General features: G+C 51.3%; 23 protein-coding genes and 1 tRNA gene. 14 read left to right on the top strand and 10 right to left on the bottom strand.

The genetic code is table 11. The features are described from left to right. Positions 1-161 precede the first annotated feature (161 nt). A complete protein-coding gene (locus tag O4H49_RS11900; protein ID WP_269423638.1) occupies positions 162-1,085 on the top strand; it encodes a LysR substrate-binding domain-containing protein in 924 nt (307 codons plus the stop codon). Positions 1,086-1,112: 27 nt separating this feature from the next. On the opposite strand, the gene O4H49_RS11895 is transcribed toward O4H49_RS11900, so the two are convergent. Further along, the gene (locus O4H49_RS11895) at positions 1,113-1,841 is read right to left on the bottom strand and encodes a helix-turn-helix transcriptional regulator (protein WP_269423637.1); all 729 of its coding nucleotides are present in this window, start codon (positions 1,839-1,841) and stop codon (positions 1,113-1,115) included. 17 nt (positions 1,842-1,858) lie between these two features. After that, positions 1,859-2,464 carry a glutathione S-transferase family protein gene (locus O4H49_RS11890; RefSeq protein WP_269423636.1) on the bottom strand — a complete coding sequence of 202 codons (606 nt, stop codon included), beginning with the start codon at positions 2,462-2,464 and terminating at the stop codon, positions 1,859-1,861. Between the two features lie 305 nt (positions 2,465-2,769). Between O4H49_RS11890 and O4H49_RS11885 the strand changes: the two genes are divergently transcribed. Together O4H49_RS11885 and O4H49_RS11880 are read left to right on the top strand one after the other, a co-directional pair. Beyond that, complete coding sequence (locus O4H49_RS11885) at positions 2,770-3,237, top strand: PAS domain-containing protein (protein ID WP_269423635.1); 468 nt, start codon at positions 2,770-2,772, stop codon at positions 3,235-3,237. A gap of 296 nt (positions 3,238-3,533) precedes the next feature. Then, the gene (locus O4H49_RS11880; protein WP_269423634.1) at positions 3,534-5,477 is read left to right on the top strand and encodes a methyl-accepting chemotaxis protein; all 1,944 of its coding nucleotides are present in this window, start codon (positions 3,534-3,536) and stop codon (positions 5,475-5,477) included. A gap of 121 nt (positions 5,478-5,598) precedes the next feature. On the opposite strand, the gene O4H49_RS11875 is transcribed toward O4H49_RS11880, so the two are convergent. Beyond that, a complete protein-coding gene (locus tag O4H49_RS11875; RefSeq protein ID WP_269423633.1) occupies positions 5,599-6,699 on the bottom strand; it encodes an isocitrate/isopropylmalate dehydrogenase family protein in 1,101 nt (366 codons plus the stop codon). Positions 6,700-7,088: 389 nt separating this feature from the next. Here O4H49_RS11875 and O4H49_RS11870 point away from each other — a divergent pair, with 389 nt between their 5' ends. From O4H49_RS11870 to O4H49_RS11860, 3 genes are all read left to right on the top strand, one after another. Continuing rightward, the gene (locus tag O4H49_RS11870) at positions 7,089-8,111 is read left to right on the top strand and encodes a TRAP transporter substrate-binding protein (RefSeq protein ID WP_269423632.1); all 1,023 of its coding nucleotides are present in this window, start codon (positions 7,089-7,091) and stop codon (positions 8,109-8,111) included. A gap of 80 nt (positions 8,112-8,191) precedes the next feature. Further along, a complete protein-coding gene (locus O4H49_RS11865) occupies positions 8,192-8,731 on the top strand; it encodes a TRAP transporter small permease (RefSeq protein WP_269423631.1) in 540 nt (179 codons plus the stop codon). Beyond that, positions 8,728-10,011: a TRAP transporter large permease gene (locus O4H49_RS11860; protein ID WP_269423630.1), complete on the top strand. Its 1,284-nt coding sequence runs from the start codon at positions 8,728-8,730 to the stop codon at positions 10,009-10,011. Before O4H49_RS11865 ends, O4H49_RS11860 begins: the two co-directional genes overlap by 4 nt. 71 nt (positions 10,012-10,082) lie before the next feature. On the opposite strand, the gene O4H49_RS11855 is transcribed toward O4H49_RS11860, so the two are convergent. The 3 genes from O4H49_RS11855 to O4H49_RS11845 form a co-directional block, all read right to left on the bottom strand. Beyond that, complete coding sequence (locus tag O4H49_RS11855) at positions 10,083-10,778, bottom strand: GntR family transcriptional regulator (protein ID WP_269423629.1); 696 nt, start codon at positions 10,776-10,778, stop codon at positions 10,083-10,085. 64 nt (positions 10,779-10,842) lie between these two features. Next, positions 10,843-11,883, bottom strand: coding sequence for a Gfo/Idh/MocA family protein (locus O4H49_RS11850; RefSeq protein ID WP_269423628.1), 1,041 nt, complete (start codon positions 11,881-11,883; stop codon positions 10,843-10,845). Beyond that, a complete protein-coding gene (locus O4H49_RS11845; protein ID WP_269423627.1) occupies positions 11,873-12,898 on the bottom strand; it encodes an SMP-30/gluconolactonase/LRE family protein in 1,026 nt (341 codons plus the stop codon). The genes O4H49_RS11850 and O4H49_RS11845 overlap by 11 nt, the downstream gene beginning before the upstream one ends. A gap of 310 nt (positions 12,899-13,208) precedes the next feature. Here O4H49_RS11845 and otnK point away from each other — a divergent pair, with 310 nt between their 5' ends. From otnK to O4H49_RS11825, 4 genes are all read left to right on the top strand, one after another. Further along, positions 13,209-14,489, top strand: a complete 1,281-nt coding sequence (otnK, locus tag O4H49_RS11840) for a 3-oxo-tetronate kinase (RefSeq protein WP_269423626.1) — start codon at positions 13,209-13,211, stop codon at positions 14,487-14,489. Positions 14,490-14,503: 14 nt separating this feature from the next. Continuing rightward, complete coding sequence (locus tag O4H49_RS11835) at positions 14,504-15,184, top strand: class II aldolase/adducin family protein (RefSeq protein WP_269423625.1); 681 nt, start codon at positions 14,504-14,506, stop codon at positions 15,182-15,184. 79 nt (positions 15,185-15,263) lie between these two features. After that, a complete protein-coding gene (locus O4H49_RS11830; protein WP_269423624.1) occupies positions 15,264-15,548 on the top strand; it encodes a putative quinol monooxygenase in 285 nt (94 codons plus the stop codon). A 504-nt stretch (positions 15,549-16,052) separates the two neighbouring features. Continuing rightward, positions 16,053-16,907 (top strand): ion transporter, encoded by an 855-nt coding sequence (locus O4H49_RS11825; protein WP_269423623.1) that lies wholly within the window; start codon positions 16,053-16,055, stop codon positions 16,905-16,907. 43 nt (positions 16,908-16,950) lie between these two features. Here the strand turns inward: O4H49_RS11825 and O4H49_RS11820 are convergent, their stop codons facing one another. After that, on the bottom strand, positions 16,951-17,799 hold the full coding sequence (locus O4H49_RS11820; protein ID WP_269423622.1) for a mechanosensitive ion channel family protein: 849 nt from the start codon (positions 17,797-17,799) through the stop codon (positions 16,951-16,953). Positions 17,800-17,983: 184 nt separating this feature from the next. Here O4H49_RS11820 and O4H49_RS11815 point away from each other — a divergent pair, with 184 nt between their 5' ends. From O4H49_RS11815 to O4H49_RS11805, 3 genes are all read left to right on the top strand, one after another. Beyond that, on the top strand, positions 17,984-18,472 hold the full coding sequence (locus tag O4H49_RS11815; RefSeq protein WP_269423620.1) for a PAS domain-containing protein: 489 nt from the start codon (positions 17,984-17,986) through the stop codon (positions 18,470-18,472). Between the two features lie 161 nt (positions 18,473-18,633). After that, the gene (locus tag O4H49_RS11810) at positions 18,634-19,497 is read left to right on the top strand and encodes a radical SAM protein (protein WP_269423619.1); all 864 of its coding nucleotides are present in this window, start codon (positions 18,634-18,636) and stop codon (positions 19,495-19,497) included. 13 nt (positions 19,498-19,510) lie between these two features. Beyond that, the gene (locus O4H49_RS11805; RefSeq protein ID WP_269423618.1) at positions 19,511-20,206 is read left to right on the top strand and encodes a YczE/YyaS/YitT family protein; all 696 of its coding nucleotides are present in this window, start codon (positions 19,511-19,513) and stop codon (positions 20,204-20,206) included. 60 nt (positions 20,207-20,266) lie between these two features. On the opposite strand, the gene O4H49_RS11800 is transcribed toward O4H49_RS11805, so the two are convergent. From O4H49_RS11800 to pip, 3 genes are all read right to left on the bottom strand, one after another. Continuing rightward, the gene (locus tag O4H49_RS11800; RefSeq protein WP_269423617.1) at positions 20,267-21,595 is read right to left on the bottom strand and encodes an MBL fold metallo-hydrolase; all 1,329 of its coding nucleotides are present in this window, start codon (positions 21,593-21,595) and stop codon (positions 20,267-20,269) included. A gap of 329 nt (positions 21,596-21,924) precedes the next feature. After that, positions 21,925-22,001: transfer RNA gene (locus O4H49_RS11795), tRNA-Arg, on the bottom strand. Positions 22,002-22,117: 116 nt separating this feature from the next. Then, on the bottom strand, positions 22,118-23,074 hold the full coding sequence (gene pip, locus O4H49_RS11790) for a prolyl aminopeptidase (protein WP_269423616.1): 957 nt from the start codon (positions 23,072-23,074) through the stop codon (positions 22,118-22,120). Between pip and O4H49_RS11785 the strand changes: the two genes are divergently transcribed. Next, positions 23,073-23,978, top strand: a complete 906-nt coding sequence (locus O4H49_RS11785) for a thermonuclease family protein (protein ID WP_269423615.1) — start codon at positions 23,073-23,075, stop codon at positions 23,976-23,978. The genes pip and O4H49_RS11785 overlap by 2 nt on opposite strands. Positions 23,979-24,000: the final 22 nt, after the last annotated feature.

Here is a 24,000-nt window from a genome sequence, read left to right as displayed (position 1 = left end):
GCTGTTTTTTAAGTCTGAGATCGCTTCTACCAGTATTGTGGCAAGGCAGGACAAATAGATCCAGCCCAGAAAACTCTTGGCCGACCCGAAAAATAAAGCAGATGCCATAAGCGCCAGAAAGGTCTATAAAACTCATATCATCATCAAATAAATTGATAACAATGCGTGACCTCCCACCCCTGAAAGCTCTCCGGGCTTTCGAAGCCTGTTACCGATTGCGCAGCTTCACCCGCGCAGCAGCACAGCTGAATGTCGGACAACCGGCAATCAGCCACCAGATACGCCAGTTGGAACGGGATCTCGGTTTCAGCTTTTTCACCAAAAAAGGTTCCTTGATATTTCCGACGGTCACGGCTGACCTCTATTATGAGAAAATTGCCCCCGCTCTCGGGATTATAGCTGATGCCAGCAGAAACCTGCGTCAGAAATCCACCGCTCCCCTGCTCACTCTCGCGACCTATCCCGGCATTGCCGCTTACTGGGCTCTGCCCCGATTGGGGAACCTCATACACAAGGGTAAAAAACTCCCGGTCCGGGTGATAACGGCCGAACGGGATGCGGATATCGAACTGAACCAGACTGACTGCGCCATCCTCTTTGGCCGTGGCAACTGGCCCGGGCGGGATTGCATCAAACTTATTTCCGAAGAAGTTGTCCCCCTTGCTGCCCCCGGACTTGCCGGCAAACTAAAAGGCCTGACCCCGGCTCAGCTTTTGAAAAAAGCCCCCCTTATACATCAGGAAGATCCGGAGCATCGCTGGTTTGACTGGTCAGACTGGGCGCAATACTTCATCCCGGACAGGGATTCCACCTTGTCAGCTGAAGCTGAGGGTATCCGGGTTACAAATCACGGACTGGCCATTCATCAGGCTATAATGGGACAGGGTGTGACCCTCGGATGGCTTGGCGTTGTTCAGGATCTGCTGGAAAGTCAGGCTCTGGTGCCCCTGCACCACAAGCCACTCCTGTCCGACAGAGGATACTGGCTCGTTACCCCTCCAGATTTTTTACAAAGCGACATTGGCATTGCTCTGGTGAAGGCATTCTCTGCGTCAGAGCCGGATATTGGCTCACAAGAGACCTGATCCTGTCCTGTGCGACTTCATCCCGTTTCAATCGGGTCGAACCGGTGAGGCCGACAGGTCTTTGCAAGGGGCTGTCTTTGCTTCTTCCCCCTTCTTCCAGGTGACAAAAAGCTGCCGTCGATCACCAGGAAACTTTTCCGGCAAGAAGTCCAGTGACTGGATACGATCAACCCGGAAATGCCGAAAACCCTGGCGCAGTTCGCACCAGCTGGCAATAACCCGCACTGCCTCAAAATAGGCCACGGCGACTGGCCAGATCACACGTGAGCTGTCCCGGCCTTGCGGATCACGATAACCCAGTTTCAGCTTCCGACCCTGACGGACCCAGTCCCGGACAGCTTCCATGTTGATGATATGCTGCGATAACGTCAGCAGATCTGGTGCCATGACAGAGGATTCCAGGACGGTCGGACGAAGTTCTTCGGGCATCACAGCATTGATTTTCGAAATCAGATCCCGGGCGCTACGTGCCAGTTCGGGATCCCCTCTGGTCGCGACCCACTGGGCGCCCAATACCGCCGCCTCGATCTCGGAAGATGTCAGCATCAAAGGCGGCATGTCATAGCCCTGATCCAGAACATACCCGATTCCGGCCTCTCCCCGGATCGGGACGTTCTGGGCCATCAGCTCGGCAATATCCCGGTAAACTGTCCGGGGCGAGACCTCCAGTTCCTCAGCCAGCCAGGCTCCGGTCACTGGCTGGCGTGCTCCCCGCAGGATCTGGATAATCTGGAACAGGCGGTCGGTTCTGCGCATAGCGGATCCTGCTTCAGCTATTGCGGCAAGGACGCGACAAAGCCTTTTAACGCAGATACTCTGCCAAACCAGCTGACGATCTCGGGCTCCTGTGGCGAGGCCTCGGCAAAACCGAGATGGAATATGTTTGAGGCCACAGACAGATCAGCGATACTAGGCTTGTCACTGGCCAGGAAAGCTTTCCCCTTCAAGCCACTGGCCAAGATTGGCAACAGTTCTTTCAGCTTGGCTTCGCCCCGGGCAACTGCTGCCTTATCTCCATGCTCGCCCATAAAAACCTTGTTCAGCACAACATCGACGATGGCAGGGCCCAAACGGCACTGGTTCCAGTCCAGCCACTGCTCTACGCCTGCGCGCGCCGCCAGATCAGCAGGATACCAGTCGTTCAGTTCATGTTTAAAACAAAGATACCGGAGAATTGCATTGGATTCATGGATCTTGATGTCGCCATCCAGCAGTGTTGGCAGCTGGTGATTGGGATTAATCGCCAGATATTCCGGGGAGAGATATTCCTGCTTTTCCATGTCTATGTGGCGTATTTCATAAGGAAGTTCCGCTGCTTCCAAAAGAGAAACCACGCGGCGGGCATGCTGGGAATAGGGGTAGTGATAAAGAATGTACATATTGGTGTTCCTCGGTTCGTCGCAATAAAGAAGGCCGGAGCAGACACAAGAAGCGCTAAAATTCCGCCACAGAAAAATTCTGTCAGTCTTGATACCAGAGGGTTACTGACAGCGTTTTGTCAGCAGTCTTTCCATCCCGTCAGAATTGCTTGCCCCATTCTCAGGATGAAGTAGACCGCTATTCGCTACTTTGCCTGATTTCATGCGCTGTTAAGAAGCTCATGTTATGCTATACCGCTGGCCGCTCCCACAAGATAACCAGAGGACTGGTTGTCACAAGACAGAATACAGAAGATTAATCGCCCATGACAGGAAGAACCGATTTCAACCTCCCGCTTCGCCCAGACAACTGGGACAGGAAAATCCAGCAGATGTATAACTACTGGCTGTCGATTCATCCTGCAAAAGGTCAGTTGCCCTCCCGTCAGCACTTTGACCCCATGGATATCCCACGACTGTTGCCAATCGTCTGGATGTTTGACGTCCATCACAACCCAACCCGCTTTAAGTTCCGTCTGATGGGAACAGAAATCGCAACCATTGTCGGAAAAGATGCCGGAGGACAGTGGCTCGACGAAGCTTTCCCTGACCTGGTCTCAAGCGGTGTCTATGAAGACTACAGCTACGTCGCGGAAACCAACAAGGTTCTCTATCGCCTCGGCAAACCACAATACTTTGTCCCTGAACATAAAAAGATCGAACGCCTTTTGATGCCACTGGTCGATGCAGAGAACCGTTGTCAGATCCTGTTGGGAATTTCGGTCTACAGTTAAACCCTGTCTCTGCAAGGCACAGATAAATGATTTCAGAACAACAGGGCGGAAATCTCCTGATCTTCGCACAAGATCAAGATCAGAACATCGTTGTTTTGTTTAATTCGCGGCAGCCCAAGTAATCTAATCAGCAAAATGACAGAATTATTATAATTTTGTTTATTAATTAATAGAATAATGGGCTCTGGTTCTTCACTAAGGAGAGCGTATTGCGGTCACCTCTCCGGTTTTTATCCCGATCTGGCCCCTGATCTGGCATCTGTGGCTGGGACAGGGCGACCTAAGGAGCTTGAGCGATGACACTAAACATCGGAAGCCGCATTCTGGCTGCCGCAGCATTGATTGTGGTTGTGACCTTTTCCGCTTTTATTATTTACTTCGACTTCAATCAGAGCGATTCCATTCAAGCCTCGCTAAAGTCAAAACTATCGGAGACTGGCAATCTTGCGACGGCTTCTATCTCCAACTGGGTCGTCGGTCGTCAGATTCTGATTGAGAATGTCGGGCAGAACATTGCCATAAACAGCGAGACCGAGTCAGTCAAAAGCATTGTTGATCGCTCTGTGCTGCAAAAAAACTTCATGTTCACCTATTTCGGCAGTGCCACCGGGGAAATGATCATGTCCCCCCCCGACGAACTCCCTGACGGGTACGATCCCCGGAAACGTCCCTGGTATATAGACGCCATCGCGGCAAAAGCCAGCACGCTGACAGAACCTTATGAAGACGCTTCTACCGGAAACCTGATTGTTACCCTTGCCACACCTGTCCTCAACGGCAGCCAGATTGTCGGTACCGCCGGTGGCGATATTGAAATTACTGTGCTGGGCGATATTGTCCGCAGTGTTGATCTTGGTGGCATTGGCTATGGATTTCTGGTCAACGACCAGGGCACCGTTCTGATCCACCGCGACAAGGAGTTTACTCTCCGCCCCATGAGTGAGGTCTTTCCTGAGTCAACGCCGACCATCAACACGGATCTGGCAAACATTGATGCAGGTTCCGGGGATCAGATGTTTGCCTTTTTCCCGATTGAAGGCCTCCCCAGCGTGAAATGGTATCTGGGCTTTGCCATCGACCGGGATGCGGCTTTCGCAAATCTGACAAAATTCCGTCTGACCGCCTCCATAACCGCCCTGATCTCCGTCCTTGCAATTATGGGGCTTCTGGGTGTGCTGGTTCGCCTCTGGGTTTCCCAGCCTGTCCTGACCATGACCGGCGCCATGACCAGTCTGGCAGACGGCAATCTTGATGTCCCGATACCTGGCAGCGACAAGACTGACGAGATCGGCCAGATGGCCGCGGCAGTTCTGGTTTTTAAGAATAACGCTGTCGAAATTGAACGCCTCGCCCGCGAGAACGAACAGACCGCCGAACGCATGGCGACAGAAAGGCGCAATGCCTTGCACCAGATGGCTTCTTCTTTTGAGCAGACTGTGCTGTCCATTGTCGAAACAGTGGCCCAGGCATCGCAACAGACCCAGACCGTCGCCAAGAAACTCTCTGCCAGTGCCGAGGAATCAAACGCCCGCGCCATTGCCGTTTCCAACGCCGCGACTGAAACAACAGCCAACGTCCAGACGGTTGCAGCCGCAACCGAAGAACTTTCCGCGGCCATCCGTGAAATCGGCATGCAGGTGACCCAGTCAATTCAGGTTGCCAGTGAAGCCGTGGAGGGTGTCGGACGAACCAATACCACCGTGACCAATCTGGCAGAGGCCGCGCAACGCATTGGCGAAGTGGTCAATATGATTCAGGATGTCGCTGGACAAACCAATCTCCTGGCCCTGAACGCCACCATCGAGGCCGCACGGGCCGGAGATGCGGGCAAGGGCTTTGCTGTTGTTGCCTCGGAGGTCAAGGCTCTGGCCAACCAGACCGACAAGGCAACAGGTGACATCCAGACCCAGGTTGAAGGGATCCAGAGTTCAAGCAGCCTCTCGGTTCAGGAAATCACCCAGATCAGCAAGACCATTGGCCGGATTAACGAGTTTGCCAATGCCATCGCTGCTGCGATTGAGGAACAGAGCGCCGCCACCCAGGAAATCGCCAGCAGTGTCCAGAAAGCTGCTGCCGGTACCCAGGAGGTTTCCAGCAACGTCGCAGCGGTTACCGATACCTCGACCCAGGTCAGTACCGAAGCTAAACATCTGCTGGATTCATCCAGCGAGATGCAGGCTCTGGCTGAAAACCTGCGGAGCGAAGTCAAAGACTTCCTTGCGACGGTTCGAGCCAGTTAAAACGCAAGGATTCAAGCCGTTTACACTATTCAAGTAATCAGAAGGCCTGTGGAAACATTTTCACAGGCCTTCTGATTACAGTGTGCTCAGAGATTGATTAAACAGGTCTCTCAACCCGAACTTATCCTCGAATAAGATTGATCACTTCTCGTGTGATTGCCTTGGTTCCCATATCCCCGCCAAATTCCTGCGGACGGATACGCTTTGTGGCAAAGCCATGATAAATCGCATCGTCAATTATCTTTGCTGCCAGCGCCAGAGTATCGTTTGAAGCCTTATCAGCAAGATAATCCAGCATCAAGGCACCGCTAAGGATCGCGGCAAGCGGATTGGCTTTGTCCTGTCCCATAATGTCCGGGGCAGAGCCATGCGCGGGTTGGAACAGTCCGTGATTATCACCTATCTCTCCACAGGCCGCCATCCCCATGCCACCCACCAATCCCCCAGCCAGATCTGATAGAATATCCCCGAACATGTTTTCCATGACCAGCACATCGAACTCCCAGGGTTTGCGGATAAAATCCAGAGCTTGTGCATCGACATAGTTATATCCCTTTTCTATCTCTGGGAATCGGACACTTCGTTCGTCAAAAATTTTCCTAAAAAATGCCATCGACCTGAAAACATTAGCCTTATCCACACAGGTAACTTTACTCTTACCTCTGCGCTCCTGACGTTTTTGCGCCAGTTTGAAGGCAAAATCATGCAACTTTTCCGTCGTTGTACGCGTAATACGCAGAAGCTCCTGAACCTCATCGCCTGTATCTACCGGACAACGGTTATGAACAGCTGCAGAATAGAACAATCCTTCCGTAGACTCCCTTAAGATCACCATGTCTATTTCTGCAGCACGCGGATCTGCAAGCCGTTGTGGCGCATTGGGATAAGCTCTTGCCGGGCGGACACCAGCATACAGATTGAATTTTTCACGTAATCTCAGATGTGGTGATATCTCTGTTCCATCTTTCTGACGAACAGAAGGAAGACCTATCGCACCTAGGAAAATCGCATCTGCTCGCCCCGCAGCCTCTTCCCCTCCTGGCTCTATATCTTGTCCCGTTTCTTTGAAATATCCTGCCCCCGCTTGAATCGGAAGAAACTCCAGAGCAGTGTTTCCTGCTTTTTCAAGGGCAACTTCCACGATGTGAAGTGCAGCATCTGTAACATCTATTCCTATTCCATCGCCTTTAATGACAGCTACTTGAAAAACAGATGAGCTCATAGTCGGTATCCTGCTTGTTGTATAAATAAAGAATGGAAATCCACGTAATACAATTCTGACTTTGAAACCTTACAGAACAGGCCATCTGGTTTCTTGTACGGCCTTTTTGATTAATGGCGATAATAAAGCCTGTTCTATAACTGTATTCCCCCGGCTCCGGCCAAGATTTCCACAAAAACACAACGCGGCTGTTTCAAACCTGATTTCCGCTGTTGCTCTGTCTGTATACTATTAATAAAACAATTAATGTATACGTCAACATATTCATTGACATATTTTTTATCAAATATACTGTAATTATGAAGTCATAAAGACGCCGGGCTCAATTCAACACCCCAATTCACGATTCAAAACAGGCGGCAAAAAGCCGTTACCAAGGGAGGAAACACATGTTTAAAGACTGGAAGAAAATCACGATCGGGACAGTTACTGCCGCAACGATCCTCGGATCTGCCTTGCTGATGTCGGGGACTGCATCTGCAGAAACAATCCTGCGCTTCAGCCATACTGACAACCCCGGAGGGTCCAGACAGGCCGCAGCAGAGGTCTTTGCTGCAAAGGTCAGCGAGTATACCGAAGGACGGTATAAAGTTCGGATCTATCCTGCAGGTCAATTGGCAAATGATCCCAAAGCAATCGAACAACTTCAACTCGGCGGTGTCGATTTTACAGTTTCCGCAACAGGCAGTTACGCAACTCACATGCCAACGCTCAATCTGACAGCTATGCCATTTCTCGTTGATAGTTACGAGCAAGGTTGGGAGCTTTATGATAATTCGGCCTGGTTAAAAGGCGAGTTTGACAAGCTGCCGGAAAAAGGTTTTCGCGTACTTTCAACTTGGGAAGCTGGCTTCAGAAGCTTCACCACTACATCACCTCTGAATTCACCCAAAGATGCAGAAGGTCAGAAGATGCGTGTCTATCCAAACGACATGATCCGCTGGACCATGGAAGCAATCGGCTTCCAAACTGTTGTCATGCCAATCACTGACGTCTATCTCTCGATCCAACAAGGTGTAGTAAATGGACAGGAAAACCCGGTAGACACCATCAAATCCCTGAGATTTTATGAAGTAGCTCCATACATCACGCTAACTCGCCATGTATACAGTCCGCTCCCGTTAACGATTTCCGAACAGACCTGGCAGAAACTTTCCGAAGAAGACCGGAAAGCCATCAAAAAAGCCGCGAAAGAATCTTCTGAGTTCAGCCGTAAGCTGGTACGTGATTCTGTCGATAGCCAGATAGAGGAAATGAAAGCTGCAGGCGCTACTGTCGTCGCCCCAGAAATTGGCCCTTTCCGTGAAGCCGTCAAGTCCGTCTACGCAAAAGCCAAAGACATCTACGGCGATGATGTTGCCAAGATTCTTGCCGATGCAGAAGCCATTCGCACCAAATTCCCTACTCAATAGCACAATGAACAATGCGCGCCTGTTATTCGGAAAACGGGCGCGCATTTTTTCACCCAGAAAAGTCGTCGGGAGCTATCACTGTGGACTATCGAGACAGATACCCATTGGTACTGAAAAATCTCAGTACATTTATTGACCTGTTTCTCGCCATCGGCGGGTTGGCTGTCCTCATCCTCATTTTCACAAATGTGGTCTTGCGTGGTGCGGCAGGTTTCGACCTGGCCTGGTCGCTGGAAATTACTGCTTTTCTACTACTGTGGCTGACCTTCATGGGATGCGCAGCGGCAACGGCACGCGGTGCGCATATGCGTGTCACCGAAATTGTTGACAACCTCTTCTCTCCAAAATTTAAGCATTTGCTGGAAATTGCAATCAATCTGTTCATCACCTTGTTGCTGATCAGCCTCATTTATCACGGGTACAATATCTCGCTGCATACCTGGGCGCAAAAAACCACGGTTCTCTACTGGCCTGTCGGCTTTCTGTATGCAGCCTTGCCTGTCGGTATTTTGTTCACCCTGATTTTTCACCTCTACAATTTTTACCTCGATATACGTCATGGCGCAGGCCCGGTCTGTGTAAAAAACACCGGCACCCGGGATTGGGAGGATTACGAGTGATCTTACTATTTATTTGCCTGGTTTTCCTTGGCACGATCTTTTTAGGCGTACCTCTGGTTTGGGCCATCATCGTCACAGCCATCTTGCCCATTTTTGTCTTTGATCTGGGATATCCCTTGCAGGCAGTATTTCTAAACCTCATCGGCGGCGTTGAACCAAACCACTTTATCGCCATTCCCCTATTCATTGTCGCCGGGGAACTCATGGGACGTGGCGGGGTCGGACAAAGAATTATCGACTTCGCCAAAGCCGCCTTTGGTTTCCTCCCCGGTGGCCTTGGTTTTGTTGTTGTTGGCGCTTCCATGCTTTTTGGCGGAATTTCAGGCTCTGCAATCGCCGATTCTGCAGCTATCGGCTCGGTAATGATCCCCAACATGGCAAAGCAGGGCTATTCAAAGGCTTTCGCGGGCGGACTGGTTGCCGCAGCCGGCACGATCGGAATCATTATTCCACCTTCAATCCCCATGCTGATTTATGGTTTTGTCGGTAATGTCTCGGTCGCAGATCTTTTTATTGCCGGTATTATCCCGGGTTTAATTTTTGGCCTGTTTTTTATGGGCGTTTGTTATCATGTGGGTAAGAAAACCGGCTGCGACCCCGGCGGATTAAAAACAAGCCAGAAAGAACTTTGGCACGCCTTCACTGGCTCGGCGCCCGCGCTTTTTATGCCGGTTCTTATCCTTGGCGGCATTTTCGGTGGTCTCGTCACCCCGACTGAAGCCGCAGCCGTTGCCGTGGTCTATGGTTTCATCGTGACAGTCGTTATCTATCGGGATTTTAGTCTGCGTGACCTTCCCAAGCTAATGATTGATTCCTTTGTCACCAGTGCCATTGTCATGGTAGTGATCGGCGCAACAAGTGTTCTGGGCTGGTTGATCACACTCGAACAACTGCCGCAGATCCTTGTGGAATTTGTTCAAGCTGTCTCGTCCAGTCCCTTTACCTTTCTTCTCCTTGTAAACCTCGTTTTACTGGTTCTCGGGCTGGTGTTGGATCCCGTACCTGCCATCCTTTTGACAGCACCGCTATTCATCCCCACGGCACTAACGTTCGGGGTTGATCCGGTTCATCTCGGCGTCATCATGACCTGTAATGTCGCTGTTGGCCTCTTTACACCACCCGTTGGCGCAACCCTCTATGTTGCCTCCCGGATTTCAGGTGTCGGTGTGCTCTCCATTGCCCGCGCAATGGCACCACTTTATCTTGTTGCCATCTCTGCATTGCTGCTGGTGACATATGTTCCTGCAGTCTCGATGACATTAGTCCACTTTTTTAGATAACCCGTAAAAAAGCCACGTAAAAAGGCCCTGCAAGATGAAGCTTGCAGGGCCTTTTTACAATAAAATCAATTTCACAGTTGGGTCAGACCGTGGCTTTCAAGCAGTTCTACCATGAGTCGCCCCGCTTTTTCACGGTGAATGCGGTGGATCCGACGGGCCAACTCAGAATCCTTGTTCTCGATTGCCGAGACAACAGCCCCATGGTCCTCATTCGATTGGGACGGCAAAGGACGCAATTTAAGCGTTAACATCCTGACTCGGTGTGATTGATCAATGAATCGGCTGACCAACTCGATCAGTCTCCGGTTGCCACTCATATTGACCAGTAACTTGTGAAAGGTTTCATCAGCCACAGCCCAAGCCCGAAGATCATGGTTCTTCAGCGCCAGATCCATCTCTGCAACACTATCACGCAACGCCTTGATATCTGCATCCGTCTGATCACGTTCTGCCGCCTGCCAGGCCGCGGTAGATTCAAGCCCGGTCAGCAGTGCATAGATCTCTTTCATATCCAGGATCGAGATCGGCTTGACCTTCATACCATGGCGCGGGCGCACCTCGACGAATCCTTCCGCCTCCAGACGCATCATCGCCTCGCGGGTTGGTGTCCGGCTCATTTTCAAAAGGTCAGCCAGTTCAGATTCAAGCAGCTGTTCGCCAGCCATGATCTCGTTATCCAAAATCCGTCGCTTGAGATCGGCATAGGCCTTGTCTGTAAGGGATACTTTGGGTGCCTTGACTTTTTTTCTGACAGCTTTTCCTGGCATTCACTTCCTCTCCCTGTTTCTTTGTTTTAACAAGTAAATACCTAAAATCAAGAGCCTCAACCGATCATGGCAAAGAGATTCTCTTCCCTTGCGCGTGTGAGAGATAGGCTGCTTCAGCTATTTCCACATTAACAAGGTAATCACGGGCCACGTTCATAACCTCGGTGCCCCGTAACAGATGATCGACCACGTGACGCTGTAGATTAAAAACACAATCACCACCGAAATCCCGATCCTGCCAGTCATAATCAACACGAACACGCCCCCTTGCACCATGTTTACGCAAAAAGAGGTCGCCGCTGCCATCAAGTGACAGAGTGCCTGCCGCCCCCTCAATACACATCTCCCCCATGGTCAGGCGGTGGTTCTGCGCCGCATGATCACTCAAACGGTTTCCATCGAACACACCACGAGTTGTGTTCTGAAACTCAAACAAAAGAATACCGGCATCCTCCCCCCTGATGACAGGATTAATTCGACGCAAATCAGCATAGATCGAGCTGATTTCCCCGAAAAGAAAACGGAATACATCAATCAGGTGCACGGCTGTTTCATGCACCAGTAACCGTTCCATCTGCTGGAAATATGGCTGTCGGTCCAGATAAGCCTCAGGTCCCTGCCCATCGCCTGGCCTCAGGCAATAGCTGATCTGATAGAGTTCCCCCAGAACATCCCGATTCAATAGCTCTTTCAGCTTGAGATACCAAGGCTGGAAACGAAAATTCTCGTGAATAATAACTTTTGCCTGTTTGCTTTCAATGAATTCTGTCAACACGCGCGCTTCGGAAATCGATGGTGTGAAAGGCTTCTGGCAGATCACGGGAATCCCCCGCTGAACGGCAGCACGAACATAGGCTGTATGGGTTGTTGGCGGTGTAATGATATCCACCAGATCCGGCCAGACTTCATCCAGCATCAATTCAAAATCCTGATAGGTTTTGCCGATACTGTATCTCTCCGCCAGTTCCCGGGCGGCTTCAGGACTGCGGTTACAGATCGCGACCAGTTCTACTTCCGGAAGTCTGTCCCAGGCCGCATACTGGAAGCGACTGAAATAACCGGTGCCGACGGTTGCAACACGAAGCTTTTCCGACTTAACCCTCAAGCTTCACCCCCTCTTTGATGCTGGCGTCGATGTCGGCATTGCCTTTATGTTCTGGTCCGACAAAGTTCCAGTGCGTTGGGGTATGGCCGCTGTGATCAGAAACAAAGCTATAGATGCAATTATCCAGCAAGCACCCGAGGTATCCCGTTTTAAGGTCCTGACCACCAAACGCCAGGCTCGAAACATTTTTTAGTTTCCGGCTGAAGACATTGTCCAGATGGGGGCGTCCCATCTCGCCCTTCTGGAAAGCTTCTTCGATCCACAAGATCTTTTCCGGATCATTATCTTCTATAACAATTGTCTGGGTGCCATCTATCGCAATACGGATCACCCTGTTACTGACAATAGAGGTAATCCAGATCCCGCCGTCGGTATCAAAAGTCATTCCGTCGGGATAGGTCCCGGCCGAAAATTCAGCAAGGGTAGTCTTGTCGGACAAATTACCCTGCTCATCAATATCAAAACTGACCAGCTTGCGGGCAAAAGTCTCGTTCACCAGCAGACGCTTGCCATCCGGATGCACCAAACATTCATTGGTATAGCCCAGACCATCTGCCACAATGCGGGCGATACCCTTATCCACCAGCACCACAAAACCGTCTCTGACATCTGGCCGATATCCCAGCGCCCGCGGAATTTGGCGTGTGCTGACGGTGATCCACACCCGTCCCTTATCGTCAAGATGAACATAATTCGTCGGCGGCAGTGGCTCTCCATCAACCTCCAGACAAAAGGGCGTAACTTCTCCTGCATCATCAATCCGGTACACTCCCCCATCTGTCGACCCAAGGTGAGCAATCAGGACTGCTCCGTCAGGCATGAGACAAATACCGTTCGGCTTCAGATCCAGGTTCCTGTCCCGAGGCAGAAGATCCCATTGACTGCCATCGGCCTCAATAATATTCACCCCCCCCTTCCAACTTGCCGTATACAGTCGCCCGTTTGCCGTTGCCAAGACACATTCCGGGCGGTTTAACCCGTTGCCAACTCGAGTGATGGAATCAAGTGGAATCATTTTCAGCTGCTTTCTCTACCTCTGTTATAGCGGGCTCCAGGTAACAGAGCACACCTGACTTTCTCTATTCTCTTTCTTGACAGCAGCCTAAACCCGGCAAAAATAAATTGCAAAACATATTTATTAACGTATACATTAATTTACAGTGAATAATTACCGTTCAATACACTGTGCTACGCCTTACCCTTGCCAATCTTTTGATACAGCTCTTTAGGCACACTATAGGGCGATGCCCACAGAAGGCAGCAAGAAAAGAAAAAAGAAACCCGACGCACAACCCGACGCACAAAATGACGACAAAAGGTGAAAAATGAGCATTATACTCGGCTGTATTGCTGATGACCTGACCGGGGCGACCGATCTGGCCATGATTCTGGTCCGTGAAGGCATGAAAACAGTACAGATTGTTGGCGTTCCCGATGAAAACACACCACTTCCTAGTGCTGAAGCCGTTGTTGTTGCGTTAAAATCACGTACGATCCCCGCTGCCAAAGCTATCGAGATGTCAGTCAAAACCTGCGCTTGGCTCCGCGCAGCAGGGGCAGGGCAGATCTTCTTCAAGTATTGCTCGACCTTTGATTCCACTTCCGAAGGAAACATCGGCCCTGTAACCGATGCACTCATGGAGAAACTGTCCTGCAATAGCACCATCGCCTGTCCTGCTTTTCCGGAAAACGGTCGCAGCGTTTACAAGGGATATCTCTTCGTTAATGAAGGCCTCTTATCAGAATCATCTCTGCGCAATCACCCCCTGACTCCCATGACCGATCCAAACCTCAACCGGGTCCTTTCCAGTCAATCAACCTCTTACATCAACAATATTACCTTTGAAGATGTTAGCAGAGGTCCCGGCGCGATTGTCGATGCTCTCACACAAAATCAGGGAACAGGCCGGACAATCGCAATTATTGACGCCCTGGACGATCATCATCTCAGATCTATCGGACAGGCCTGCAAGGATATGATTCTGGTGACTGGCGGCTCAGCTCTTGCACAGGGCCTGCCCGACAATTACCGCGCCGCAGGGTTGATGCCTCACCAACAAAGGGCGCCCCGATTTGTTTTCCCAGCAGGTACAGAAGCAATCCTCTCCGGCAGTTGTTCAGAAGCCACTTTGGCACAGATTGAATTTGCCAAAGCCCACCTGCCCCATTTTCAGCTTGATCCCCGGGCCATTCTTGATGGCGCGCCAGTCGTGGAGCAAGCCCTGCACTGGGCACAGGCAGTAATAGAACCAGGAACACCGGTCATGATTTACTCTTCGGCCCCTGCAGCACAGGTGGCCGAAACCCAACATACCCATGGCAGGATGGAAAGTGGAGACATGATTGAACAAACCCTAGGGCAGATTGCAAAATGCTTGAGAAACAGCGGCGTCAAACGTTTTGTTGTTGCCGGAGGGGAGACTTCCGGGGCCGTCATAAATGCTCTGGGTATATCATCCATGGAAATCGGACCAGAAATAGATCCCGGTGTTCCCTGGACCAGAAGCACGGGCCCCGATCCTCTCGCTCTTGCCCTGAAATCCGGTAATTTTGGTGGTGAAAATTTTTTCCTCAAGGCCTTTGCCATTGCCAATTCAGTGAAATGAACAGGTCTGACAAGATGAACAGTCAATCGAACGAACAACGCCAGGAACTGATCAATACAGTTCTTGAGATGAACCGGATCGGCATCAACCAGGGAACCTCTGGCAACGCCAGTATACGGGTCCAAGACGGTTTTCTCATCACTCCTTCAGGCATCGCCTATGAGGACATCACCCCCGAAGACATCGTTCTCAAACACCCTGATGGCAGCCATGAAAGCCCAAACAGGTTGCGAAAGCCCTCCAGTGAATGGCGCTTTCACCAGGATATTTTCACCGCCCGCCCCGAAATAAATGCCATCGTCCATACCCATGGCAAAGCCGCCATGACCATCGCCTGCCTGCGAAAGGATGTTCCGTCCTTTCACTACATGATCGGCATTACCGGCGGAGATACCATTCGCTGTGCACCCTATGCGACCTTCGCGACCAAAGAACTGTCCGATCTTGCCGTTACAGCTCTGCAGGACCGCAAGGCCTGCCTGCTTGCCAATCACGGGCTCATCGCCCTGGGTGGAACATTAAAACAGGCCCTCTCCATGGCTATGGAAGTCGAAACACTATGTGATGTTTACTGGCGCACCCTGGTTGCAGGTGGGGCGGTTATTCTCGGCAAGAACGAAATGGATGAAGCCCTGGAAAAATTCAACAAAGGCTATGGCAGTGGAAAGGCCTTTGCCAATTCCTCCCCGGACTAAAGCCCGCAAAGAAAAAACTCACAGTTCTCACAACATCAGAAGCAATATCCCAAAACCAAACCAACTCGGGAAAACAATCATGTACACAGTTCTTGTCGACTTCACGATCAAACCCGGCTGTGAGGAAAAGTTTCGCGCCGCAGTTCTGATCCAGGCCCAGGCCTCCCTGCACAAGGAAAACAACTGCAAGGTCTTTGATGTTTGTGTCGACCCCCAAGACAAACTGAGGTTCTTTCTCTATGAACTCTACAGCACAGCCCAGGACTTTAACCTTCATCTCAAATCAGATCACTTTGCTGCTTTTAATCAGTTAGTCAGCGACTGGATCAGCGACAAGAAGGTCCGTTTTTTAGAGCGGATCTAGCGCCCCTCTCTCAAAGCGCAACAAACCATCATCTGCGCAGAATATAACACCGGGCAAGCTGGGTGACGAAACTCCCGGACGCATCAAGGGGGCAGATAAGCAGACACCAGTCCAACTTGCCGCCCCACGGACTGCCGCACTGCAACGGGTGATATCCTGCCCCAGGTCAGTACCGAAGCAAAGCATCTACTGGATTCATCCAGCGAGATGCAGGCTCTGGCTGAAAACCTGCGTTCAGAAGTCAAAAGTTTCCTTGCGACAGTCCGGGCCAGTTAATCTGCTGCTCAGTAAAATCCGGAACTGCCAGAAGAAATTCCGGAAGGTAAAATCAGTTCCGGCACAATCCGGAAACAGGGCTCTTTGCATCAACCAGAGAGCCCTTTTTTCAGGGGATTTCGTCGTGTGCAGGTTTAAAATCCGCTGCCCATTGAATTCACGGCTCTTGACCAAATATAGTTCTTGGTTAAAAGCGTTAAACCCCATGAACAGGCTTTGGTCGTCACGATGAACAGCACGCATACTCTGGATGTACAACTTCCCTTTACAGAGAAGCTCAGGAATTTTCTGGAAAGTGACAGATTCACTTTCGGGATCGCGGCCCTGATCGTCATAAATGCCATCACCCTGGGCATGGAAACCAATCCGGACCTGAGTCCTGAAAATGCCCGACTGCTCTTCTGGATCGATAAAACGGTTCTGATTATCTTTTCGCTGGAATTGGCGATAAAGTTTTACGCCTATCGACTGGATTTCTTCAAATCCGGCTGGAAAATCTTTGATCTGCTGATTGTCACCATCGCCTGGGTTCCCGCCAGCGGTGCCTTTGCCGTTCTCCGGGCCTTGCGAATTCTCCGTGTCCTGCGTCTGATCTCGGTTATTCCGCAGATGCGTCGGGTTATCGGGGCGATCATGACCTCCATTCCCGGCATGCTCTCTGTGATCGGTGTGCTCAGCATCGTCTTTTATGTCGCCGCGGTTCTTACCACCACACTTTTTGGACAACATCCCAACCCTGATATGCAGGAATGGTTCGGGTCGGTTTCAGCCTCTGCCTATACCCTGTTCCAGGTCATGACGCTGGAAAGCTGGTCCATGGGCATTGTGCGTCCGACCATGGAGATTTTTCCCAACGCATGGATCTTTTTCATCCCCTTTATCATCATCACCAGCTTTGCCGTGCTCAACCTGTTCATCGGTATTATTGTCGATGCCATGCAGAGCTCGCACGAAAGCGATACGGATGAAAAGATTGCCGAGATGGCAAACGTCACCCATGACGATCTGCGCGCCCTGCTTCACCGCTTTGACCGGCTGGAAACCAAGATTGACGCCCTTTCCGGCTCCATAAAAAAGAACTAGGCCCGGCAGAGGAGACGGAGACAGCGTTCATCCCCTCGGGACGCTAGGCCCTTTCTTCGGGATCGGCGCTGGTCGGCGCAACGGGGAGACCAGCGCCTCTGGCTTCCAGCAAGGCCACGCCGCCTTTTTTCAGTGCCGACAACAACGCGGTATTCAGGCGATAGCGTTCCTGGAAATAGCGCTGGCTCGGCACCCAATAGCGCAGGCCGATGATCACGCCGCCATAGGTAAAGTCATGCACCCCGACCTGCGGACGCGGCTCGCCCGGCACAGTCTCGTCGGCCTCCAGCACCTCACGCAACAGGGCAATCGCGCGGTCTGCATCATCTGCCTGGGCCAGCGGGATGCGCGCCTCGACAATGCGGTTGCTGTGCGAGTTGACAATGACCTCGCCGACAATGCGTTTGTTCGGAATGGTGATCAGTTCGCCGTCTTCGCCGATCAGCTGGGTATGGGCCAGCTTGATCTCCTGCACCACACCGCTGCCGCCTTTTACCTCGATGGTATCGCCGATGGTAAAGGGCCGGGCCAGAATGATCGACAGCCCCGCGCCATAGTTGGACAGCGGCCCCTGCAACGCCAGCGTCGCGCCAAAGGCGCTGGCCCCGGCCAGCGCGATCAGCGGCGCGGTGCTGATGCCGAAATTACCCAGGGTGATGATGATGACAAAGGCGACGATGACAAGCTTGACGATATTGCCGATAAATAACGCCAGCGTCTGGTCCAGATCTTTTTTCAGGCACAGCCCGCTGACCTTGCGTCCCATCCAGCTGGCAACCTTCAGACCGATCAGCAGAACAATAATTCCGCCAAGAATCTGAAAGCCATAGGCCACAGAAAATTCGATCAGCTTCTCTACAAGCGCCTGTACAGTTCTCAATTCTTCATCCATGGGGGGCGGTCACTGTTGCTGGTTAACGAGAAAAAATTCCTTGTCCATCAAAACCGGAAGTGCCATCCGCATCAACTGTTAATTACGCTACGTAAAAGTTGTTAGGCTTACAGTGCTCGCATATTATCAGTCATATGACATCCGTTCCATCAATCCGGCTTCCCCAATGAAAGCGCGTTAATCAATGACCAACCCCATGCGATTTAATGCCCGGATTTTTGACGAAAGCTTCCTGGATCAATGCGATGAACGCATCTCCGCCTTTTATCTGATGTGGAAAGCAAAGTGCAAAGAAGGTCGCATTCCCGCCCGTAGCGATTTTGATCCGCTTGATATGGTTAAATTTTTGCCGGGCATAACCCTGGTCGATGTTGAAAGAGACACACTAGAGCTTACTTACAGGCTGGTCGGTACAAACGAAGTTGCGGTCAGGGGAAATGACCCAACAGGGAAAAAGGTAAAAGACACTTTCCTCGCCAATAACTGGGAAGACGTCTGGGGTAATTACAGTCATGTGATCAAAAACAAAGGCGTCGCCTTTGATGATTCTGACATGCCGAATTCAAACGGTGTCATGGTCGGCGACGAGACAATATTTGTTCCGCTCTCCCAGGACGGAGAATTTGTGAATATGGTCATGCTCTATAGTATTCAGCGGAAGGCAGCCGGATAAGGTTTTCAGGTTTATATCCCGCGGGTATTTCATGCGGCCTCTGATAATAATTTGGCTTGAAAAGGAAGCAGAACCCTGACCAGGCTATAGCCGATACAATAACCAACACTCAACACACGAAGCCAAACGTCCCCTTCGGAGGAAGCACCATTTATTACGATATGCCGCTCTATCGCCCTCCCAGTGAAGGCAACAACCTGATCATACAGGCAACGCTTGGCTGCTCGGCGAATTACTGCACCTTTTGTTCGATGTACAAGACCAAAAGCTACCGGGCCAGACCGCTTGATCAAGTCTTCGCCGATATCGACCGCGCCGCGCAGGAGTGGCCCACAGCAAGCCGTGTTTTCCTCGCAGATGGCGATGCGCTGACCCTGTCGATGGACAATCTGCGGGCGATTTTAAACAAACTCCACGAAACCTTTCCCGCCCTGACACGTGTATCGGCCTATGCCACACCCAAGAACCTGATCGACAAGTCTGTTGATGAATTGCGCGAGCTGAAAGCTATGAAACTCAGTCTCGTCTATATGGGCATCGAATCAGGCTCGACCCAGGTCCTCAAACGCGTGATCAAAGGTGCCTCGCACAAGACCCATGGCATGGCACTGGACAATGCCAATGCGGCGGGGCTGAAGGTATCCGCGACGGTGATCCTCGGGCTGGCTGGAAAAGTAGGCTGGCAAGACCATATTGCCAGCACAGCCAGGCTGATCAATGAACATCCGCCGACCTATCTTTCCACCCTGCAGCTCACGCTGGATGAGACAACCCTTGAGGAATTCATGGCCGAGCAGGAAGAAGGTTTCGAGTTTCAGGATGACGATGCGATCCTGCTGGAACAGGAACAGCTGATCAAACTTCTCGACCCGCCCAAGCCGGTGATTTTCCGCTCCAACCACGCCTCGAACTGTTTGCCGCTGGCGGGCAATCTGCCAAAAGACCGCAACAGTTTATTGGACGTTATTGCGGCGGCAAAAGACCAGACCCACCTGCGCCGCTCCCCTTTCATGCGCGGCCTCTGATACGAGATCTGTGATGAAAATATTATCCAGTCTCTCCTTTCTCTCGGTCAAGGGCGTCCCCTCCCTGTCCTGGAGCTCGCCAAAACCCCTGAATTTGCGGCCTGATCTGATCACTGTGATTCTGCTAGTGCTTGGCCTGACAATATTCGGTCTGGGTGAAGCGCTGCTTATCGCGGCCGGAACAGGGGTAAGCCCCTGGACTGTCCTGGCGCAGGGGGTGAGCCAACAGGCGGGCTGGAGCATCGGCCTCTCGACCTTTATGATCAGCATCACCGTGCTGATACTGTGGTGGCCGCTTAAACAGGTACCGGGTATCGGGACAATCCTGAACGCCATCATTATCGCCCTGGTCCTGGAATTCCTCCTGCCCTGGATTCCAACACCTGACGCCTATATTTTTAAGGTCCTGCTCACCCTGTCGGGCATTCTTGTCACCGGATTGGGCAGCGGTATTTATCTGATCGCCAATCTGGGCCCTGGCCCCAGAGACGGCCTGATGACCGGGCTCCAGCAACAAACAAACTTTCCGATTGCCTGGATCAGAAGCGGTATAGAGCTGACCGCGGTTATCGCCGGATGGACCCTCGGCGGTGTCGTCGGCCTCGGCACCCTGCTCTTCGCCCTGCTGATCGGCCCCTCGGTCGCAGGCAGTCTGTTTCTGCTGAACAAGGTGTTTGGTGGGAAGGAAAAATCAGAAAAGGTCGCCTAAATGACAACACGCTAAAAACAACGACTGTTAGTCAATTACCATCTCTGCGCAAGCTAACTTCTAGCAGTTACATTTGTGCCCTACCTGTAAAATTGGGGAAAATGGCCACGTAATACCGTATTTAAATGTTATATCAATTAAGGCTTTAGGTAAATTTTTACGGGGACAGTGAGTACAAAGTCTAATTCCCTGAGACAAGGTGCGATAGGTCGTACCTGGATGCTTTGCTCCTCCTCCACTACGTAACCAGACGATTTCATTGTTACCTAGCCAGTTTGAAATATGATCATAAGCTACAGCATTTGATTCAGACCCATGGTGAGGAGCTGTCACATATACTGGTAACCAAGGCCACTGTGGTGACTTAAGGGATGATAAAAATGAATTTTTGTAATCCCTACCTGATCCCATAGGCGAATCACCACAAAATAGAACTCCTGGGCAGAATTGAGCAATTTGAGAAGTATTTGGAGGTGAGAAAAATGATAAACATTTCCTGTTGTGCATGGACAGAAAAAGTATATGCCCCAATGAAAATCCTGTAGGGATTGGTGTTTGCTCAACAGCGTTTACAGGAATGAGAATATTGGGCACCCCCCCTGAAGAATCTCCTAAATTTAAAAATTCATCAAAATCAAACCAACGTATTTTTATAGAGTACTTGATAGCTGTATGAGCAATTTTGCGGATACGGTCAGCTGCATCTATTAACGAAAGCCAGAATTCAGAAAAAGCAGGGCTTATTTTATTTTTTCTTTTACGGTATCGAACTCTAGCACGTGCATTTGCCAAAGCTCGTAAAGATGCGGCCTCTTCGGCGATAATGTCTTCGGCTAAAGCTCTTAAATCCTCCATCCACTCAGACTCTTGTAGATCTTGTTGAGTTGCATCCTCTTTTTTGGAGTAATCAGCACCTTTTTGTAAGTTAACTTCTGCCTGATATTTTCCCTGATAACTCTTCTCAGGAGAATAAAAAAAATCATCTGCTGAATTAGAACCTTTAATGTCCAATGCTAAATTTGGATTATCCTCAATGAAATCATCCAGTTCTTGAATCAAACAATCCGCAAATTCATGAGCTTTTGTGAGTAAATCAGGAACGACTTCCACCCATTTTCCCGGAAGCCAAAACTCCTCGATAAGGTCGTCGGAAGTACCTGTAAAACAAGGGCTCCAATGATCAAGTAGCGAAGTAAATCCTCCTGCGTGATCCATATCATTATGGGTGCAGACAGCAATATTGATTTTATCAACTTCAGGAAGGTAACTATCCAGCGATTTAGCTAACTCCAACCCTTCCCAACCGCTGTCGACCATTATTGTCCGCCCAGCCCTTTGGAGAACAAATGAATCACCTCTAACTGGCAAAGCCGTTAATTTGTCTTTCAATCTTCACTCCCGCTGCTCGTAATTAGGTAGCATCAAAACTTACCATCTACTATTACGCGAATAAATATATCGTGCGTACAAAACATATTACTTGATTGAATTTGACCATGGGGTGCTCATGTTTCTAAAGCTCAGAAAAAATTCTAACGAAGTAAACTTGAACAGATTGGCTGAATAATGGATCAGAACACCTGAGAAACGACTTAGTTATTCAGATAGGGAAAATCTGGCGTTTTCAGTGAAATGGCAACTTATGAGTCGTCCACTTACACAAAATCAATAACTTAGCATCGATTTCGACGACGCCTTCTTTGACGCCCTATAATAAATGGTGATCCCGACGTGATTCGAACACGTGACCTACAGATTAGGAATCTGTCGCTCTATCCTGCTGAGCTACGGGACCACTGGTTCCCTGTATAATTGACAGTTATCGACCTGCCAAGGGGGCAGATGCCCTTCCTGATTGATCAGGTCAGACAGCCTGCCCTTACGCCACGATACAGATCAGGCAGATACAAATCAGGCAAGGGCCCTGAATCTATTCGTCGCCTCGACCAGCGCGGCAGCGATATCCGGTTCTGATGCCGAATGCCCGGCGGCAGGAATCACGCAGAATTCGGCTTCCGGCCAGGCCAGATGTAAATCGTAGGCCGAGGTCATGGGGCAGACGATGTCATAGCGCCCCTGTACGATCACCGCCGGGATATGGCGGATGCGCTCGATCCCGCCCAACAGGCCTTCGGCGGGCAGGAAACTGCCGTGTTTGAAATAATGCGCCTCAATCCTTGCGGTGCTGAGCGCGCGGCCGTCTTCGCGGGAATCTTCGACGATCTGCGGGTTGGGCAACAGGGAGACACAGCTGCCTTCATAGCCGCTCCAGGCCTTGGCGACGGGCAGGTGGATTGCCGGATCAGGGTCGGTCAAACGGGCATAGAAGGCATCAAAGACATTGTCGCGCTCTGCTTCCGGCAGGGTGGCTTCGAAAGCGGCGTAGGCTTCGGGGAAGATCGCGCCCATGCCCGTCTTGCTCATGAACCAGTCGATTTCCTGGGGCCGGGACAGAAAGATCCCGCGCAAGACCAGGGCAACTGTCCGCTCGGGGTGGGCCTGGGCATAGGCCAGCGACAGGGTCGAACCCCAGGAGCCGCCGAATACAATCCAGCGCTCGATGCCCAGGACATCGCGCAGCTGTTCCATATCGGCCACCAGATGCGGCGTGTCGTTGTTGAACAGCCCGCCCAGCGGGGTGGACTTGCCACAGCCGCGCTGATCAAACAGGACAATGCGATAGTGCGCCGGATCAAAAAAGCGGCGCTGGTTGGGCCCGGTGCCGCCCCCCGGCCCGCCATGGACAAACAGCACCGGCTTGCCCTGCGGGTTGCCGGATACTTCCCAATAGATCTCGTGCCCATCCCCGACAGACAGGAACCCGGTTTCATGAGGTTCTATTTCAGGATAGAGTTGTGTTTGTTCCATGATATCTTCCCATTTCACCCGCAAAGGTTGCCACCTCGCAAAAACGCGCCCCCACTATGCCGCTGTCATGAAGTCATTAAAAGCCATATTCTTTTTGTCATATTTTCTCTGGATTTCCCTCCAGCAGGTCCGGGCGCAGGAAGTTCCGCAACACCACGCCGTTTTCCCGCGCCCTGATTTCACGGCCCCTGTAACCGCAACGGCGCTGGAAGAGTCCGGATACTATCTGCTGGCCAACAAAAGTTTGCTCGGCCTTGCCGATATCCGCCTGCTGAACGCGCGCGACTGCGAGGATGTTCCCGACATCTGCCCGTTACGACAGGACAGCAGGCAAAGGCTCGAAAATTTCATCCCCGACGGACTGATCACCAGTGAAACAGGGGCGCAGCGCGACCGCTATGGCCGCCACCTGGCCCAGATCGCCACATCCCGGGGGCTCTGGCTGCAGGAAGATTTGATCAGCAAAGGCTACGCCCGGGTCATGCCCCAGCAGGGCGACCCGGCAATTATCCGGCATCTTTTGTCGCTTGAAGCTCTTGCCCGTCAGGAAAACCGTGGCCTCTGGGCCCATCGTCCTTTCCAGCCTTTCACCGCAGAAAACGCCCGCCAGGGACTGGATCACTATCAACTGGTTGAAGGGCTGGTGATCCGCACCGCAAAAGTCCGGGATAGCCTCTATCTGAATTTCGGGGATGACTGGCGCCAGGACTTCACCATCAAACTGAACCGGGATGCCTGGAACAGTTTTCCTGACAAGGGCGCTGGCCTGCTGACACTTTCCGGCACCAGATTGCGTGTGCGAGGCTGGCTGTTCTGGGAAAACGGGCCTATGATATCACTCTACAGCCCTCTGCAGCTGGAGATACTTTTTTCGCCCGAGATCAAAACAACCGAGCCGGAATAAGCTGGCGGACAAAACAGGGAAG

This window comes from Kiloniella laminariae (genome assembly GCF_027214005.1).
GTDB classification, from domain to species: Bacteria; Pseudomonadota; Alphaproteobacteria; order Kiloniellales; family Kiloniellaceae; genus Kiloniella; species Kiloniella laminariae_A.
Note: the sequence above shows the minus strand (reverse complement) of the source record. Positions and strands in the feature narration are given on the sequence as shown.

Bases quoted from the DNA above. Each gene is read 5' to 3' on its own strand.
- otnK (WP_269423626.1), top strand. From the start codon at position 13,209: ATGAGCATTATACTCGGCTGTATTGCTGATGACCTGACCGGGGCGACC.
- O4H49_RS11835 (WP_269423625.1), top strand. From the start codon at position 14,504: ATGAACAGTCAATCGAACGAACAACGCCAGGAACTGATCAATACAGTT.
- O4H49_RS11815 (WP_269423620.1), top strand. From the start codon at position 17,984: ATGACCAACCCCATGCGATTTAATGCCCGGATTTTTGACGAAAGCTTC.
- O4H49_RS11890 (WP_269423636.1), bottom strand. From the start codon at position 2,464: ATGTACATTCTTTATCACTACCCCTATTCCCAGCATGCCCGCCGCGTG.
- pip (WP_269423616.1), bottom strand. From the start codon at position 23,074: ATGGAACAAACACAACTCTATCCTGAAATAGAACCTCATGAAACCGGG.
- O4H49_RS11810 (WP_269423619.1), top strand. From the start codon at position 18,634: ATGCCGCTCTATCGCCCTCCCAGTGAAGGCAACAACCTGATCATACAG.
- O4H49_RS11825 (WP_269423623.1), top strand. From the start codon at position 16,053: ATGAACAGCACGCATACTCTGGATGTACAACTTCCCTTTACAGAGAAG.
- O4H49_RS11885 (WP_269423635.1), top strand. From the start codon at position 2,770: ATGACAGGAAGAACCGATTTCAACCTCCCGCTTCGCCCAGACAACTGG.
- O4H49_RS11880 (WP_269423634.1), top strand. From the start codon at position 3,534: ATGACACTAAACATCGGAAGCCGCATTCTGGCTGCCGCAGCATTGATT.
- O4H49_RS11900 (WP_269423638.1), top strand. From the start codon at position 162: ATGCGTGACCTCCCACCCCTGAAAGCTCTCCGGGCTTTCGAAGCCTGT.
- O4H49_RS11805 (WP_269423618.1), top strand. From the start codon at position 19,511: ATGAAAATATTATCCAGTCTCTCCTTTCTCTCGGTCAAGGGCGTCCCC.
- O4H49_RS11875 (WP_269423633.1), bottom strand. From the start codon at position 6,699: ATGAGCTCATCTGTTTTTCAAGTAGCTGTCATTAAAGGCGATGGAATA.
- O4H49_RS11785 (WP_269423615.1), top strand. From the start codon at position 23,073: ATGATATCTTCCCATTTCACCCGCAAAGGTTGCCACCTCGCAAAAACG.
- O4H49_RS11870 (WP_269423632.1), top strand. From the start codon at position 7,089: ATGTTTAAAGACTGGAAGAAAATCACGATCGGGACAGTTACTGCCGCA.
- O4H49_RS11895 (WP_269423637.1), bottom strand. From the start codon at position 1,841: ATGCGCAGAACCGACCGCCTGTTCCAGATTATCCAGATCCTGCGGGGA.
- O4H49_RS11855 (WP_269423629.1), bottom strand. From the start codon at position 10,778: ATGCCAGGAAAAGCTGTCAGAAAAAAAGTCAAGGCACCCAAAGTATCC.
- O4H49_RS11845 (WP_269423627.1), bottom strand. From the start codon at position 12,898: ATGATTCCACTTGATTCCATCACTCGAGTTGGCAACGGGTTAAACCGC.
- O4H49_RS11820 (WP_269423622.1), bottom strand. From the start codon at position 17,799: ATGGATGAAGAATTGAGAACTGTACAGGCGCTTGTAGAGAAGCTGATC.
- O4H49_RS11830 (WP_269423624.1), top strand. From the start codon at position 15,264: ATGTACACAGTTCTTGTCGACTTCACGATCAAACCCGGCTGTGAGGAA.